At 35.6% G+C, this 16,002-nt stretch carries 17 protein-coding genes; 10 read left to right on the top strand and 7 right to left on the bottom strand.

Annotated elements, in window-relative coordinates:
- Positions 1-281: 281 nt before the first annotated feature.
- The 7 genes from J2Y60_RS15575 to J2Y60_RS15545 all read left to right on the top strand — a co-directional run bounded on the left by J2Y60_RS15575 (position 282) and on the right by J2Y60_RS15545 (position 5,165).
- Positions 282-407, top strand: coding sequence for a hypothetical protein (locus J2Y60_RS15575; RefSeq protein WP_309994680.1), 126 nt, complete (start codon positions 282-284; stop codon positions 405-407).
- 12 nt (positions 408-419) lie between these two features.
- A complete protein-coding gene (locus J2Y60_RS15570) occupies positions 420-866 on the top strand; it encodes a hypothetical protein (RefSeq protein ID WP_309919133.1) in 447 nt (148 codons plus the stop codon).
- Between the two features lie 234 nt (positions 867-1,100).
- On the top strand, positions 1,101-1,583 hold the full coding sequence (locus J2Y60_RS15565; protein WP_309919136.1) for a MarR family transcriptional regulator: 483 nt from the start codon (positions 1,101-1,103) through the stop codon (positions 1,581-1,583).
- 152 nt (positions 1,584-1,735) lie between these two features.
- Complete coding sequence (locus J2Y60_RS15560) at positions 1,736-2,518, top strand: PhzF family phenazine biosynthesis protein (RefSeq protein WP_309919139.1); 783 nt, start codon at positions 1,736-1,738, stop codon at positions 2,516-2,518.
- An 11-nt stretch (positions 2,519-2,529) separates the two neighbouring features.
- A complete protein-coding gene (locus J2Y60_RS15555; protein ID WP_309919141.1) occupies positions 2,530-3,492 on the top strand; it encodes a GNAT family N-acetyltransferase in 963 nt (320 codons plus the stop codon).
- A 1-nt stretch (position 3,493) separates the two neighbouring features.
- Positions 3,494-3,988, top strand: a complete 495-nt coding sequence (locus tag J2Y60_RS15550) for a GNAT family N-acetyltransferase (RefSeq protein ID WP_309919144.1) — start codon at positions 3,494-3,496, stop codon at positions 3,986-3,988.
- Positions 3,989-4,064: 76 nt separating this feature from the next.
- Positions 4,065-5,165 (top strand): hypothetical protein, encoded by a 1,101-nt coding sequence (locus J2Y60_RS15545; RefSeq protein WP_309919146.1) that lies wholly within the window; start codon positions 4,065-4,067, stop codon positions 5,163-5,165.
- Here J2Y60_RS15545 and J2Y60_RS15540 read toward each other — a convergent pair.
- The 4 genes from J2Y60_RS15540 to J2Y60_RS15525 all read right to left on the bottom strand — a co-directional run bounded on the left by J2Y60_RS15540 (position 5,122) and on the right by J2Y60_RS15525 (position 7,856).
- Positions 5,122-5,811 (bottom strand): hypothetical protein, encoded by a 690-nt coding sequence (locus tag J2Y60_RS15540; protein WP_309919149.1) that lies wholly within the window; start codon positions 5,809-5,811, stop codon positions 5,122-5,124. The two genes, J2Y60_RS15545 and J2Y60_RS15540, sit on opposite strands and share 44 nt — an antisense overlap.
- A gap of 11 nt (positions 5,812-5,822) precedes the next feature.
- A complete protein-coding gene (locus tag J2Y60_RS15535; RefSeq protein WP_309919152.1) occupies positions 5,823-6,191 on the bottom strand; it encodes a GntR family transcriptional regulator in 369 nt (122 codons plus the stop codon).
- A gap of 1 nt (position 6,192) precedes the next feature.
- Positions 6,193-6,957: a hypothetical protein gene (locus J2Y60_RS15530; RefSeq protein WP_309919156.1), complete on the bottom strand. Its 765-nt coding sequence runs from the start codon at positions 6,955-6,957 to the stop codon at positions 6,193-6,195.
- A 65-nt stretch (positions 6,958-7,022) separates the two neighbouring features.
- Positions 7,023-7,856, bottom strand: coding sequence for an ABC transporter ATP-binding protein (locus J2Y60_RS15525; protein WP_309919159.1), 834 nt, complete (start codon positions 7,854-7,856; stop codon positions 7,023-7,025).
- A 238-nt stretch (positions 7,857-8,094) separates the two neighbouring features.
- Between J2Y60_RS15525 and J2Y60_RS15520 the strand changes: the two genes are divergently transcribed.
- On the top strand, positions 8,095-8,295 hold the full coding sequence (locus tag J2Y60_RS15520; RefSeq protein WP_309919161.1) for a hypothetical protein: 201 nt from the start codon (positions 8,095-8,097) through the stop codon (positions 8,293-8,295).
- Between the two features lie 152 nt (positions 8,296-8,447).
- Here the strand turns inward: J2Y60_RS15520 and J2Y60_RS15515 are convergent, their stop codons facing one another.
- On the bottom strand, positions 8,448-9,713 hold the full coding sequence (locus tag J2Y60_RS15515; protein WP_309919164.1) for a dipeptidase: 1,266 nt from the start codon (positions 9,711-9,713) through the stop codon (positions 8,448-8,450).
- A 121-nt stretch (positions 9,714-9,834) separates the two neighbouring features.
- On the opposite strand from J2Y60_RS15515, the gene J2Y60_RS15510 reads away from it, so the two are divergent.
- Positions 9,835-10,761: a PfkB family carbohydrate kinase gene (locus J2Y60_RS15510; RefSeq protein WP_309919167.1), complete on the top strand. Its 927-nt coding sequence runs from the start codon at positions 9,835-9,837 to the stop codon at positions 10,759-10,761.
- A gap of 68 nt (positions 10,762-10,829) precedes the next feature.
- On the opposite strand, the gene aroB is transcribed toward J2Y60_RS15510, so the two are convergent.
- Both aroB and J2Y60_RS15500 read right to left on the bottom strand, forming a co-directional pair.
- Complete coding sequence (gene aroB / locus J2Y60_RS15505) at positions 10,830-11,855, bottom strand: 3-dehydroquinate synthase (RefSeq protein WP_309919170.1); 1,026 nt, start codon at positions 11,853-11,855, stop codon at positions 10,830-10,832.
- Between the two features lie 112 nt (positions 11,856-11,967).
- The gene (locus tag J2Y60_RS15500; protein ID WP_309919174.1) at positions 11,968-12,735 is read right to left on the bottom strand and encodes a DeoR/GlpR family DNA-binding transcription regulator; all 768 of its coding nucleotides are present in this window, start codon (positions 12,733-12,735) and stop codon (positions 11,968-11,970) included.
- A 213-nt stretch (positions 12,736-12,948) separates the two neighbouring features.
- Between J2Y60_RS15500 and J2Y60_RS15495 the strand changes: the two genes are divergently transcribed.
- A complete protein-coding gene (locus J2Y60_RS15495; RefSeq protein ID WP_309919177.1) occupies positions 12,949-15,963 on the top strand; it encodes a SusC/RagA family TonB-linked outer membrane protein in 3,015 nt (1,004 codons plus the stop codon).
- Positions 15,964-16,002 lie beyond the last annotated feature (39 nt).

Here is a 16,002-nt window from a genome sequence, read left to right as displayed (position 1 = left end):
ATAATTGATTTGCAATTAATCAATATATTTTTAGAAATGTATAAAAAGTACAATATACTAATTGGTTTTTTAGACGATTATCAATTATCCTCAATCGAACTTGAAAGATTTGAAAATCAAATTGTAAAATTTTATTAAGAGCCACAGTAATAATATCCGTGCTGCCCCTCGCTTGGCGTAGTGTTTTTCACTACGTCAGTGTGTAGAGTCTTCTTAGAAGGCAACGCCTAGTCCACAACGGATAGTGGTATATGCGTACACAGCTTGGGAATAATCATAAAATGCGTTGCATTTTTGCAAGTAACATTACAGTACACACTGACGTAGTGAAAAACACTACGCCAAGCGAGGGGAGGGGCAATGTAGAATTAGAAGAATTAGGCATTCAGTTAAAAATAATCAATTAAATGTTTAGAACTATGAATGTATATATAATAGTAGAAATGCAAGAAACAGATACTGTTTTCGAAAAACTAAATGTTGAAAAAATTAGTATGGATAAGTTTTTAACTGAACGTAAACTGAGTGTAAATTATGATCAAGAAAAGATTTTGAACTCACTGTACACTGAATTAAGTAGAAAAAAGAACGATGTTTTGATTCGTTATTATCACGATATTGATTCACTAGTTAATTTATCAAATAAACTGAAAGAAAATAATCATCGATTACATACGGTTTTTATTCCCTCACCACAGCAATTATTAATAAGAAAGGAAGAAGAGTTGGAATTTACCCGTAAACATGCTAATTGGGCAAGTTTCTCAGCTTCTCAAATTGAGGAAGGCTATCAAGAATGGATAAAAATATATGAAAAAATAAAGCAAGAACTGCCTAAATATGCCATTGAAGTGAAAGAAGTTTAATATAACAGATGTTGGTTGGGATGTTAGCTCGCTACATCTTCGACTTTATTAAATAAGGATTTCTAATCCTTAATACGCCAAGCTAAGCTTGTGGTTTATATATAACTAAGGTTACGATTAACAAAATAGCATTATCTAAAAATCTTCTCTTTTTCAAAAAGGAGAAGATTTTTTTGTTTAATTCAAAAAAACTTTTAAAATTTGCGTAAGTACTTACGTAATTGTTTACATAAAATGGATTTAATATCAGAATTAGGCCCTTTGGCTTTTGGAAGTAGGCTCAAACGACTCAGCGAGACCATCATGCGTGGTGGTGAAGATGTGTATCGTTTCTACGGAGTAGACTTTCAACCAAAATGGTTTCCTATTTTTTACTTTCTGTCTCAGAAAAACGAGGCTGGGATTATGGAAATAGCTGAAGGGTTGAATGTTACGCATCCAGCCATTATTCAGATGGCAAAGGAGTTGGAGAAAAAAGGTTTGATCATTTCTAAGAAGTCGGACGAGGACGCTCGTAAACGTAATTTGAAATTATCGAAAAAGGGAAAGAATTTATTACCTACACTCCAAAAAATTTGGGAGGAAATAAAACTAATGAATGCCGAAATCATCGAAAATCAAGAGCATAATTTACTGATTGCCGTCAAAGAAATTGAAGATGCTTGGTCTGAAAAAAGTTACTTAGAACGCTTTAAGGAGTTTCACAAATTAGGGTGAAGCTTTGAGCTTTGAGCAATCAGCTTTGAGCTTTTTATACTTCTAAAATCTTGTGTATTTATTCTTATTTCAAAAAGCTTATAGCCCACTGCTCATAGCTGAAAAACCATTTAAAGAAGCCGAAAGCTCATTGCTGAAAGCTGATAGCCATTATGAACCTAACAATCTATCAATTAGACGCATTTACGAATGAAGTATTTGCGGGTAATCCTGCCGCTGTAGTACCCCTTACTGAATGGATTACTGATGAACTAATGCAAAAAATTGCTGCTGAAAATAACCTTGCCGAAACGGCTTTTTATGTCGCCGAAGGTGAACAGTTTCATATACGATGGTTTACGCCAACCGTTGAAGTAAACCTCTGTGGTCATGCTACACTAGCGACTGCCTACACCATTTTTGAATACGCTAAATATCTCAAAACAACCATTGAGTTTAAGTCTAAAAGTGGTGTTCTGAAAGTAGCAAAGAAAGACGATTTATTAGAACTAGATTTCCCTGTTGATATTCCAGTAGTGGCAGAAACACCTGAAGAATTAATCGAAGGACTGGGAATAAAACCCCAAGAAACCCTAAAAGGCATTACAGACTATTTTCTGGTTTTTGAAAACGAAAGCCAAGTAAAAGCACTAAAGCCCGACTTCAAGACCATTGCTAAGGTAAAATGCAGAGGCATTATCGTTACTGCCAAAGGAGATAAGGTAGATTTTGTATCAAGATTTTTTGGACCACAGTCAGGTATCGACGAAGACCCCGTCACAGGCTCCGCCCATACTACCTTAACACCCTACTGGGCAGAAAAATTAGGAAAGAATATCCTAACAGCCAAGCAAATATCTGCCAGAGGAGGGGAGTTGCTCTGTACATTAGTGGGCGACAGGGTAAAAATGGCGGGTAAAGTAGCCCCATATTTAATAGGTGAAATAATAGTTTAATAGTGAAGACAATGATACAGATACAATCCTTTGAAAATCAATATACAGACCAAGTAGTAGATTTAATTTTGACTATTCAGCAAAAAGAGTTTCAAGTACCGATTACCATTAATGAACAACAAGATTTATTAGACATTCCAAATTTTTACCAACAAAACTATGGCAATTTCTGGGTAGCCTTACACGACGGTAAGGTAGTCGGAAGCATCGCTCTAATTGATTGTGGTGAAAACGTAGGAGCGATTCGTAAAATGTTTGTTAAGAAAGAGTTTCGGGGAAAAGAATATGGAATTGCTCAGAAACTTTTAGATTTATTGACCACCGAAGCACAAAAAGCTGGCATGACAAACCTATATTTAGGAACATTAGAACGCCTACAAGCAGCCATTCGCTTTTATATCAGAAACGGTTTTGAGGCCATTGAAAAACAAAATATTCCTTCGGTTTTCCCTTTTATGCCAGTGGATACTCATTTTTTTGAAAAGAATATTCAAATAAATCCCCAAGAAAACATGGAGAATAATGTACAAATTATTGAATATCAGCAAGCTTATAAAGACGACTTCAAACGTATTAATGTAGAATGGATTGAAACGTTTTTCAAAGTAGAACCTCACGATTTGGAACAATTAGAAGCACCAGATGAAATTATCGCTAATGGGGGACAAATTTTTCTAGCAAAATTAGGGGATGAGATTGTGGGTACTTCTGCCTTAATCCATGATGGTGATGGTATTTACGAATTGGCAAAAATGGGCGTAACGCCTAAAGCCCAAGGCTTGGGTTTAGGCAAAAAGCTATGTGTAAAAACAATTGATGAAGCCAAAGCTCGTAAAGCCAAAGGCTTATATTTGTTATCGAATACAGCACTAAAACCAGCCATTTCAATCTACAAAAGCATAGGGTTTGTAGAAGTACCTCTCGGAAAGACTTTTTACGAAAGAACAGACATTAAAATGGATTATCCGCTTTAGTATGAACATAAAAGTAATCAATACCGAGGCTGAAATCCAGCTTTATTATACCCTATTGCATAAAGCCATTACAGAAGAATCTCAATTTTTCAGGGTTTCGCCAGTGGATATTGCTGGCGAAGCTTTCCCGACTGAAAATACTTTTGAAAGCTTTACTTTAGTGGCTTTTTCTGACGAAGGAGATTTGTTAGGAACAGTTGGATTTAAAAGAGAAAATGTCTTGAAACTCAAACACAAAGGGTTGATTTTTAGGATGTATGTAGCCCCAGAAGCTAAAGGTTTGGGCTTGGGACGAAAACTGTTACAAGCAGCCATCGAAAGAGCCAAACAAGGAGTAGGCCTAAAACAGATTGTATTGACATTAATAGCTGATAATCATCGGGCTAAAAATTTGTATCTTTCGGAAGGGTTTGAAGTATTTAGTTTTGAAAAACAAGCTATCAGAATGAGTGATGATTTGTTTGTAGATGAAAATGCGATGGTGAAATATCTTTAGAATTTGAAAATTTGAAAATGTGTCGATTTGAAAATAAAGATATGTGTAATGAATGAAGATTTAAAAATTCAATGTTTTGACAATTGACGATATAATTTTAAAAATTGCAGATTTACAGACGTCTGCTGATAGAACATATTTCCCTGAAGGTATTTTTGAATCTTTTAGGGAAAATAATATTTTGCATTATCGTCGTCCAGATACTAATGTTTTTTTTACTGCTATTACCGTTTTTACGCTGAATAACATTAAAGAAAATCTGTCGGAAACATCACAAATACTTATTGAAAAAATTACTAAAAAAGCCATTGCTACGTATCCACTTTTTCAAAATAAAGATGGACTGAATACCTATAACTTCTTTCAAACAAAACCATCTCAGCATTTCCCTCATGGCAATATCCTTCACAAACTGAATCACTTTAAAATTCCAGATGATATTGATGATACTTCAATGGTTTTTCTGACGAAGCAATTTTCACAAGAAGAAGCCATTGCTTTGAAAGATAAGCTAGTAAAACACTCAAACGGATATACGCAGACCATCGAAAATACCTTTGAGGAATACAAAACCTTAAAAGCATATTCAACTTGGTTTGGTAAAAAAATGTATATCGAATTTGATGCCTGTGCTTTATCAAATATGATTTATTGCTTACTTTCATATGATATAACGCTCGATGAACATGGGAATGATGCTATAAAATACCTTCAACAGGTTATTATATCAGGTCAGTATATCAATCAACCCTTTAGAGTAGCACATCACTACGTCCGAACACCTATCATCATGTATCATGTAGCGAGATTAATGGCAAAATTTAGGATTGAGGCTTTAGAGATTTGCCGAGAAAAACTAGTAGCAGATATGCTGGATTATTTGAGGCGACCAAATTTGGCTTTGATGGATAGAATCCTTATAGAAACCAGCCTATTACGCTTCAATATCTCCTTTGAAAAAACCGAACTTGTCGATTGCTCAAAGGAGATGTTTACAGGTTTTTACTTCTTTATTGCAGGGTTGCTGACAGCCTACGAAAATCCGATGTTGTATAAAATAGCTTCTTCAAAAGTCTTTCATATCAACTGGACTTGCGAGGCTCACTGCTGGGCTTTACTAGTAGAATGGATGACTATTTCTTCACAAAAGGATTCATTGCATTCCCTTCAATCGTGATAGAAGCAGAATCACTCAAATCAAATGTAGGTGATAACAATGCTGTTTTTTTCAATGATAAAGTTGATTTGCCTTTCAATGAAATATCTGAGTTAGCAACCTTAGAGTCATTTAAGTGGAAATGATAGTAACGATCCCAATCATCCCTCCAATGTTCTTTAACCTCTGCATTGTCAGCTTTGATGTTTACCGCTGTTAAATCACAATTGTTTAGTGTTAAGTCTCCAGTGGCAGTACTATTTACAGCTAAATTACTGTTGGCAAATTTGGTACTTTTACCATTAATTTTTACCGATATTTCGTAACCATTCAAAGTAATAGCAGGAAGTTTAGGAACAGTAATAATTATTTTTCCATATATTTCTGAGCTACTATCAATCTTCAATGACTCTCCTACAACTTTAGCATTAGGCACGTTCTTGATACTGTATTCAGTGCCTTCTTCGATTTCAACATTAATATTATTATAATCTTCTAGTGATATTAATTCAAGGTTATTAAATGGTTTTAGTTTAATAACTTGTTTTGAAATATCAATTTTTGCAACCTTGTTTTTGTATTCAGCTTTAAGCAATATCGTAAAAGAGGTCATTCCAATGACTAATATACAAGCCAAAGCTACCAATAATTTATTTGATGTTTTCATAAGTTTTGTGCTTAAAAATTAGCTGTTTTAAATGCCTCGAATCTGTCTTTAATAAAATCAAAATCTAGTCCTAATAAATGAATATTTTTAAAGAATACTGGTAATTCATTTCCTAAGAACTCTTCTTTTCTAAAGGCTAGAACTTTGTCTTGGGCATCATCTGATACAAAAAAACCCATGCCTCTTTTAGTAAAAATAATTTCCTTTTGTTGCAAGAACTCGTAAGTTCTCATTACCGTATTAGGGTTTACTTCCAACTGAACAGCTAGTTCACGAACGGATGGGATTTTATCACCAATCATCCACTGTTTCAGTAAGATACGCTCACAAATATACTCTGCTATTTGGAGGTAAATTGCTTGATTATCTCTGAATTCCATGTTAAACCTCCTTTTCTTTTAATTTAAAATAGGCTATTATTGCTATCACTGGTGCTAGTAAATAATAGAAAGCATATTTTGAGCCATCCATCATGAATTGGAATTCACTTGAAAGATGTTGTCTATTATGATTTCCCATATCAATATTATGTGAGCCTGAACCAATGATGATTTTGTACAACAAATACTGAATCAATCCCAACGATGCTAATATCAAGAATCCTGTAAAAGCTGTTTTGATGTAAGACATCCTGCCAAAATAAATAGCCCCTAATATCACAAACATTTGTAACGCAACCCAAACACATATTAAGAAATCATATTCTTTGTAAGAATTCATCACCATAGAATACAAAACTTCGTTATGAGGATTGCCCGAAAGCTTTACGAAAGCGCCATCAACCAATCCGAAAGTAATTGCATAAACTACAGGAAAGACAATGAGTGCATAAAACATACCAGCAGTGATTTTTTCAAAGTGCGATGCTGGCGTCATCAAGAAACTCAGTGTTTGACTATTATTGCCAAAATCTTTGAAAAGATAATTTGCAAATAATGTACCTCCTCCAAAAAGACCAATAATAAACATCATTGTCTGCATGCCTCTTTTTAGCAAATAATCATTTTCTGCGTCAAAATTGATGGAATAAATTACCGCAGTAATACAGCCAAAAATGACTAGTCCCATCAGAAATATAAACTTGTTTTCAGTCCATTGTCTTTTCACAAGGAGTGAAAAACGGCTGTAATCAAAAAAGTTATTCATAGTATTTTGCTCTAAGTTGTTGGATAGTCATATTCGTGATGACTATTGAGTTAAACAGATAAAGGCTATTGAAAGATGTCTTTAATAGACTGGCGATTGGCTAAAGCAGCGTTGAATAATAATTCTAAATCTACTTTATTGTTTTCGTGACCATTGTTAGGCATCACCACCGAAAATCCTCTTATCGAATGTTCTGAATACAAAACTTTCTCATGGTCTGTTACTACAGAAACTGTTTTGAAAGATAATTTTTCAGAAATTTCTTCAGTGGTAGCATGTAATAATACCTCCGAACCGTCTAGGATAATGATAGGGTCTATCAAAGAATCTAAATCACGTACTTGGTGCGTTGAAATAATAATAATTCGCTCGTCAGTAGCCACAGAAGCAATGATTTTACGGAACTGACTTTTGGAAGGAATGTCCAAACCATTGGTTGGTTCGTCCATAATCAACACTTTCGTATTTGTTGCCAAACCAAAGCCAATCAAAGCCTTTTTCTTTTGTCCTAATGATAACTCGGTGAACTTCTCGTTATCAGAAATTTGAAATTCTTCTAAATATTCCAAAAATTGTTTCAGCGAAAAGTTTGGATAAAATGGCGAATAAGTAGCTACAAAATCCTTAATCTTTACTGGGGGCGTATAAAATTCTTCAGGTAAAAAATACATCTCTTGTAAAAAGCTAGGCAGACGGTCTTGTGCTTTGTAACCATTTACGGTACAAGAACCTTCGCTAGGGAACAGCAAACCCGCCATATTTCTAAGTAATGATGATTTACCCGCACCGTTTTTGCCTAATAAGCCATATACATTTCCAGCAGATAGGTTTAGGTTTAAATTTCGGAATACAGGTTTTCGTTTTCCATAATTAAACGAGAGGTTGTTTATTGATATCATATACTGTATTAGTTTAATAGTACACTACAAATATAATACAATAGGTTTTGCAAAAACAAATTGTGGAGATTGAAAATGGAGGAATGGTTTTTTTATGTGATAAATGGTGGAGGGGAAATATTTAATAAATCTCCTCAAAATAATAGAAGGATGTACTATTAAGAGTAAAATCGAGCATCTCTTATTGAAAAATATAAAGCAATAAACTTATTAGGAATCATCTAAAACTTCAAAAGCTATGCAAACACAAGCACACACATTACCGGCAATTCTATCATTTTTTATTCCTGGCTTAGGTCAGTTAGTTAAAGGGCAAATTATCAAGGCAATTATTATATGGGTAATAGCTGGGGTAGTCTCTTTCTTTTTCTGGTGGACATACATCATTCCATTTATTGTTTGGGCTTGGAATGTTTATGATGCTTATACTGATAATTAATCCATTCATAGATGAGTTATGGAAAATTTAAAATCATTATCTTTAAGTAGGCGACTTAAATCCTATTAATTATTTATAAGTATTTGATAATCTGATTTTTATCTCTAGCGAGGGACTTAAGTCCCTCGCTAGAGATAAAAATCAAAGCTCGTTTACATTCCCTTAGCTACCTCCGCTACTTTATTCCAGACCCTAAAAACATTCTTGTAACAAATCTTTTCAATATCCTTTTCAGTATATCCTCTTTTTAATAAAACATAAATCAGGTTGGGCAATTGCGAACAATCTTTTAAACCATCAGGCAGGGTAGGGCCTACACCATCGAAATCAGAACCTAGACCTACATAATCTATTCCTGCAATTTTCTTTACATGATCTATGTGGTCGGCTACTCTTTCCACATTCGTAAGCGGTGTTGGATGAAGTTTGTCATAATCCGCCTCATAAGCTTTAGCCAGTGAATCTTTAGGGACTAAATTATGTTCTTTTTGCCATTGACGTAAATGCGTTCTTTTAGTTTCGTAAGTCTTGTTTGAAATAGAATCCAAGAACATCGAAGAATAATTAATCATAATCACACCCCCTTTTTTAGCCATTGCTTTTATCAGGTTATCAGGTGCATTTCTGATAAAACCAGGGGTAAAAGTTCTACAGGAAGAATGTGAAGCAATCACAGGAGCTTTAGAAAGGGCTACAACCTGTGCAAAAGTATCATCAGAAATATGCGAGCAGTCGAGCATAATACCCAATCGATTCATTTCTCTAACTACCTGTCTACCAATGGGACTCAACCCTCGCCACGTATTAGTAGTGTCATACGAGGTATCACAAATAAAATTATCCTCCCCGTGACAAAGCGTAATATAGCGTATGCCTCTATCATAAAAGTACTGTAAATTTGCCAAGTTACTTTCTATAGGCGAACCATTTTCCATGCCCATTGGCAAAGAAATCAAGCCTTTTTTAAAGTTGGTTTCTATATCAGCAGGAGATTTTGCTAAGGCAAATTTATCAGGATATTGTTTTACCAGATTCTCGACCATATCAATCAGCGAATCTGCCAAAGCTTTTGAAAATCCTTTTTTACGCTGTAAATCCGCAGGCACATAGATAGACATAAATGGAGCTGTAAGTCCTCCTTTTTTAGCGCGAACATAATCAAAGTCACCACCAGCGGTTTGTACAGATACATCTTCCATCTTGGCATGGAGCCGATAGGGCAAATCTACATGACCATCAACGATAATGTATTTATGTGCCAACTCATCCGCTTTTTTGCGAAGTAAAGCCTCCTTATCGTCTATTCGATGTACCGTTGGAGTATGAGTGATTTTCTTTTTGGGTTTTCCAAATGATATTCCATGAGTCAATATCAAAAAAGCGATTAAGGTAATTGAAAGGTAGTTTTTTAGCATCATATTGTCGTGAAGGTTTTATTATTAAATCTACTCAATTTTTACAGAATTATCAGTAATTTGCACAGATAAAGTGCTGATAATGATAGAATATTTAGCGCAAGAACAATCCATTTTTATAAACATGAAAAAATATGCATTACTCTCGGTTGGCGAGCTCTTGGCCGACTTTATTGGTACAGAAATACAAGATAGTATTCTCGAAACCGCCACATTTGAACGCTTTCAGGGTGGAAGTCCCGCCAATATGGCTGCGAATATGGCTCGTTTAGGAATGAATACTGCCTTGGTTTCCTGTATTGGCAACGATAACATTGGTATTTACCTAAAAACAGAAGTAGCCAAAACAGGCATTGACGTTAGCCATATAGCCATTGATGATTTTCAGCCGACAAGTATAGTAGTGGTTTCTCGCACCAAAGGCACGCCAGATTTTATTGCCTATCGTACGGCAGACCGTATGCTTCAACCACAGCATATACCTGATAGTTTATTAGAAGCCTCCGCTATTTTTCATACTACTTGTTTCGCGTTGAGCCAAGACCCTGCCCAAAGTACCATTGTAGATGCTGCCAAACGAGCAAATGCACTCAATTGTAAAGTTAGCTTAGATGCTAATTATGCCATACAAATTTGGCCAGATAGAAAACAAGCTTGGGAAACTATTTCAGCTTATTGTTCGCATGATGCTTTGGTAAAATTAAGTGAAGACGACGCCGAAAGAATATATGGACATAAAGTGTCAGAAGCACAAATCCTACAAGATTTTCATGCGATGGGAGCGGAGCTGATTTGCCTAACCAAAGGCGGAGATGGCTCAATCATTTCAACTGAAAAAGGAACAAAACAAATTACATTGGGCGTAAAACCCCTCGAAGTAGTAGATGCCACAGGAGCAGGAGATGCCTATTGGGCAGGTTTTCTAACAGCCTATACTGAAGGAGCGAGTCCAGAAAATTGTGCTAACGCTGGGGCGAATTTAGCAGCTTTAAAACTGGTAACTAAAGGACCATTGCCAGCGAAGGTGGATAAGGGGATTTTGTATGTGTAGCTAAATCAATCAGATTAGACAACTTTTCAAAAGTTGTCTAATCTAGGCAAATATTAAGCTCAATAAACTTATCCAATATAATAAAGTAAAGCTTCTTTCATTTCGCTGGCAGCAACTGAAATGTCATAAGTACATTTTCCGATTCCTTCTAATAAAGAAAATCTAATTTCTTTGCCTTTATTCTTTTTGTCTTGTGCTGTTAGTGCGATAATCTCTTCTAGTTCACTTTCTTTAATAGTCGCTTTTCCATACACTGCAAAGATAAATTCCTCAATTTTTTCCAATGATTGTTGGTCAATCATGCCTCTTTTAAAAGAAATATAGGTTTCACAAATCATTCCTGCTGCAATGGCTTCGCCGTGTAGTAAGTGCAATTTGGGCTTGCCTAAATAAAACGTTTCGATGGCATGCCCCAAGGTATGTCCAAAATTCAATATTTTTCTTAATCCTTTTTCTGTTGGGTCTGCTGCTACTACAGCCTCTTTGATGGCAACGGAATGTGCAATTAAGTCAGCAAAGTTCTGTTCTTCAAAATCTATTTTTCTAATTTCATTCCATTTGTCAGCATCTTGTATCAAACAGTGTTTGATAATTTCACCAAAACCCGAACGAAGCTCTTGCTTAGGTAAAGTTTTCAAGAAAACTGGGTCAATCAGAACGGCATTAGGTATTTTAAAAACCCCAATATGATTTTTTAATCCTTGAAAATCTATACCAAGTTTTCCGCCAACACTAGCATCTACTTGCGAAAGCAAGGTTGTCGGAATTTGAATAAAATCAATACCACGTTTATAAGTAGCTGCACAAAACCCACCCATATCTCCAATTACGCCACCACCCACATTGATTACTAAACTATGTCTGTCTAAAGATTGATTCGTTAGTCCTTCCCAGATAACCTCACAAGTACTTAAGTTCTTATTCGCTTCACCCGATTTTATTTTTGTTAACTGATGCTTAGGTAATAGAGGCTTGATGATAGGATAGCAATGACGATGCGTTTTTTCATCGACAATCACATGAATTTTGGTGTATTGGTTTTCAGCCAGAAATGCTGGGAGACTTTCGGTAATATTGGAAATAATGACAGACATTTTTGATTTTGATTAACGTTTGAGTTGCCTTTCTGGAAGCACAAGGCTAGTCCACATAAAATATGGCTACAAAATTAATCAATTATTTTCCATCAAGACTTACCTTTTTTATTTATAGGATGTATTTTACCAAATCATGATAAGGTTTTAATAATTCGTGGCTGGGCGAAAGTTCGGTAATCAAGTAATCTATTTCATTTAAAGTACACACCCGTAACCGCAAATCAGAATTTAGTTTTTCTGAAATAGTAGTAGCCACTACTTGCCTTGATGATTTTATCATCGCCTTTTTTACCTGTACTACCTCATAGTCGGAATCGCTGATTCCTTCGGGGTCGAAGCCATTAATACCCAATACACATAAATCAGCTTTGATGTCATTAATTTTACTGACAACTTCACCTCCGACGCTGATTTTAGAGATATTGGAGATTTTGCCTCCTAAAAAAATCACTTCTACATTCGGATGTTCGGCTAATTCCAAAGAGATTAATGGGCTTACGGTAAAGAATGTCACATGCAAATTGTTAGGTAATTGATTAGCGATGGCTCGCATAGTAGTTCCTCCGCTAGTCAAGATAGTCATCCCATCCTTGATGAGCTTAATCATTTTAGTAGCAATTATTTTCTTTTGGTCATAAGCATACGTATCGGCTTGGGTCGCTGAAACATTATATGATTTTGATAAAGCACCACCATGCACTTTCACAATTTTATTCTCGGAAGCCAATTCATTCAAATCACGCCGAATAGTGTCTTCAGAAACATTCAGAATCAAACTGAGGTCGGAAGAAAGTATTTTATTATGAAGATTAATCTGATGGATTATTTGTAACTGCCTTTCCTTTTTTAACAAAACTTTACTTTCTAAAATACTCATGCGTTTTTTTGCGGGTTTTTGATTGAAATTTTGAAAATTAAACAGAAATAAGTTGAAATTTTACGATAAAAATAATGATTTTTGAATAATTTTATTATTTTTGTTAAAAAGTAATTTTTGTTATTGCATGAATTCGCCTGATATTTTACTTTTATTGCGGATAAAGATGCATAAAAAAGCATTTAACTCTTCACTCAACCCCCAAAAAATCAAATGAAAAAACATTTCCTATCTACTTTGCTTGGGCTGTTTGTCATGATGTTCTCATTGAACGCTTTGGCACAATCCATTGTCGTAAAGGGTAAAGTTTTGGATGAGAGTAACGAACCCTTAATTGGTGCTTCTGTCATCTTAAAAGGTACTCAAATTGGTACGGCTACGAATGTTAATGGTGAATTTACATTAAATGTGAATGTAAAAAGCGGAAGTTATGATTTTGAATTTCGTTCGGTAGGTTTTCGTTCGGTTATCAAAAAAGTAATTATTGGTAAAGAAAGTCCAATCGTATTATCTGTTCAATTACCAACAGATGCACTTGGGCTTGATGAAGTAATTGTAACGGGTACCTCAGTAGCCACTAGCAAAAAACAATTGGGTAATGCCGTTACTTCATTAAAAGCATCCGATTTACAATATTCAGCAGCCACTTCTATTGACCAAGCTTTATCTGGAAAAATTGCTGGGGCACAAATTACACAAAATTCTGGAAACCCAGCAGGGGGTATCAGTGTTCGTTTACGTGGGCCAAGTACTATTGTAGGTTCTTCAGACCCTTTGTATATTGTAGATGGTGTAATTGTAAACAATGATTCACGTGAACTATTGGATTTAGGAGGGTATGCCCAAAACCGTTTGGTTGATTTAAACCCAAATGATATTGAAAGAATAGAGGTGATTAAAGGTGCTGCTGCTGCGGCCATTTATGGTTCAAGAGCGAGCAATGGGGTTGTTCAGATTTTTACTAAAAAAGGAAAAGATGGTAAAGCAAACGTTAGTTTTTCATCTACTTTCAGAGTGAGTGAAGTACGCAAGACTTTACCTTATAATACTTATGGAAAGGCTTTCGTCAATACCGTTACTACAGATTTAACACAAACTGATGTAACTCGTTATGATTTCCAGAAAGATATTTTCCGTCAAGCAGTAGGAAATGAGCAGTATTTGTCTGTTTCAGGCGGTAACCAAAATTCTAATTATTTCTTCTCTGGTTCGATGTTCCAAAATCAAGGTATTATCAAAAGCTCTGATTTTAATCGTGCCAATGTAAGAATGAGAATCGGTCAGCATTTGAACAAATGGGCAAGCCTTACCGTAGGTGGAAATTATATCTATAGTAGTTCAAATGAAATTCCGAACGGAGGTATCAACGAAGCCTACGGAGCTTTAACAGGATTTATCTTCTCGAACAACTTTGTAAATCCTGCCAAAAATGAAACTACAGGGGCTTATCCATCTACAGCACCAACAGCTGTACTTCGCAGGACCAACCCTTTGGAAGCTATCGACCGCTTCAAGTTTAAACAAAGCACTTCTCGTTTCACTGGCGACGTACAGTTAAATCTTACGCCAATTGAAGGCTTGGGTATTGATTATACCTTTGGTTTAGATACCTATACACAGCTTGGTACGGCTTATATTCCTCCAGTGAATACTACGCCAAGTTATGATGCAGGGTTGTCTCGTCGTGCTGATGCCAATGTGTTACAAGTTAACAATGATTTGAATATTCGCTACCAAACTAAAATAGCAGACTTCATTGAATCTACTACTGGTGTAGGTGGAACTATTCAATACGACCGTTCGCAGACTACTTCTATCAATGCACAGCAATTGGGTATTTTTGGAGAAACCGTTAACAATGGTGCTTTGATAGTAGCAGGGGAAAGTCGTGCAGAGAGAGCTTTCGCTGGTGTTTTTGTTCAACAAACTTTTGGCATTTCAAACAAACTATATTTGACAGGTGCTGGTCGTTGGGATGCTGCCTCCGTATATGGTGTCGATAACCGCTGGCAGTTTTATCCTAAAGCAAGTGCTTCGTACGTAATATCAAATGAAGAATTCTGGAAAAATAACTTAGAAGATATTTTACCAAACTTTAAAGTAAGAGCAGCTTGGGGACAAGCAGGTAACTTGACAGCCATTGGTGCTTACGACCGCTTTACCAACTATTCACCAGTTACGACGGGGGGATTAAATGGTTATTTAGCTCCATTGACTTTAGGAAACTTTACGGTAAAACCTGAAAGACAAACAGAATTAGAAATCGGTACAGACTTTAGTTTATTGAAAGACCGCATCGGGGTAGAATTTACGTATTATAACAAAGAAGTAAAAGACCTGATTTTGAACCGTACTTTAGCACCAACTACTGGTTATAACAACCGTTTTGTAAATATCGGTACTATGACTAACAAAGGTTTTGAAGTAATGGTACGTGCTATTCCGATTCAAAATAAAAATGTAAAATGGACTTCTACTATCACTTACACACAAAATAAAAACGTAATCGACGGAGTAGAAGGAAACGGAGTATTGCCATTTGCAGGAGGCTTTAGCCAAGTAGCAGCCGTAAATGGTTATTCACTAGGTGCTTTTTATTCAACATTCTTTGCACGTAAACCAGATGGTACTTTGTTATTAACACCAGCAGGTTTACCTCAACGTGAAAGAGGAACACAATTAGCCAATGGACAATATACCATTGGTAGAGATGCTAATGGACAACCAAGCGGTGCTATTTTAAGTAAAGTAATTGGTAATCCAAACCCAACTGCAGTGTATTCATTCATCAATGAAGTAGAATACAAGAAATTTACTTTCCGTTTGCAGTTAGATGCTATGCAAGGCTTTGATGTATTCAACTTTACACGTAGAGTAGGCGAACGTGATTTATACGGTGGCTTGGCAGGGTATGAACCAGAATTAAAAGGGCAAGTGCCAAAAGGTACAAGTGCTGCCTTGTTTAGTATTTTCGAAAATTATATTGAAAAAGGTTCTTTCGTAAAAGTAAGAGAAGTCTCTATTTCGTATATGGCTACTCCTAAAGCTTTAGGCTTGAAAAACATCCGTATTTTATTGGCTGGCCGTAACTTATTATCATTCGATAATTATAGTGGTTATGACCCAGAGGTAAATTCTGCTGGTCAGTCGAATGCTGTACGTGGTTTCGACTTTGTGGAGGTACCTATCCCACGCCAGTACTCTATTGGTTTAACAGCTAATTTTTAGGGAATCAATGAATTTTAAAATGTTTAATTAGGATAAAGT

It is taken from the genome of Arcicella sp. BE140, assembly GCF_031456255.1.
Lineage (GTDB): Bacteria > Bacteroidota > Bacteroidia > Cytophagales > Spirosomataceae > Arcicella > Arcicella aquatica.
The sequence above is the reverse complement of the archived record's forward strand: the minus strand, read 5'-3'. Positions and strand labels throughout refer to the sequence as shown.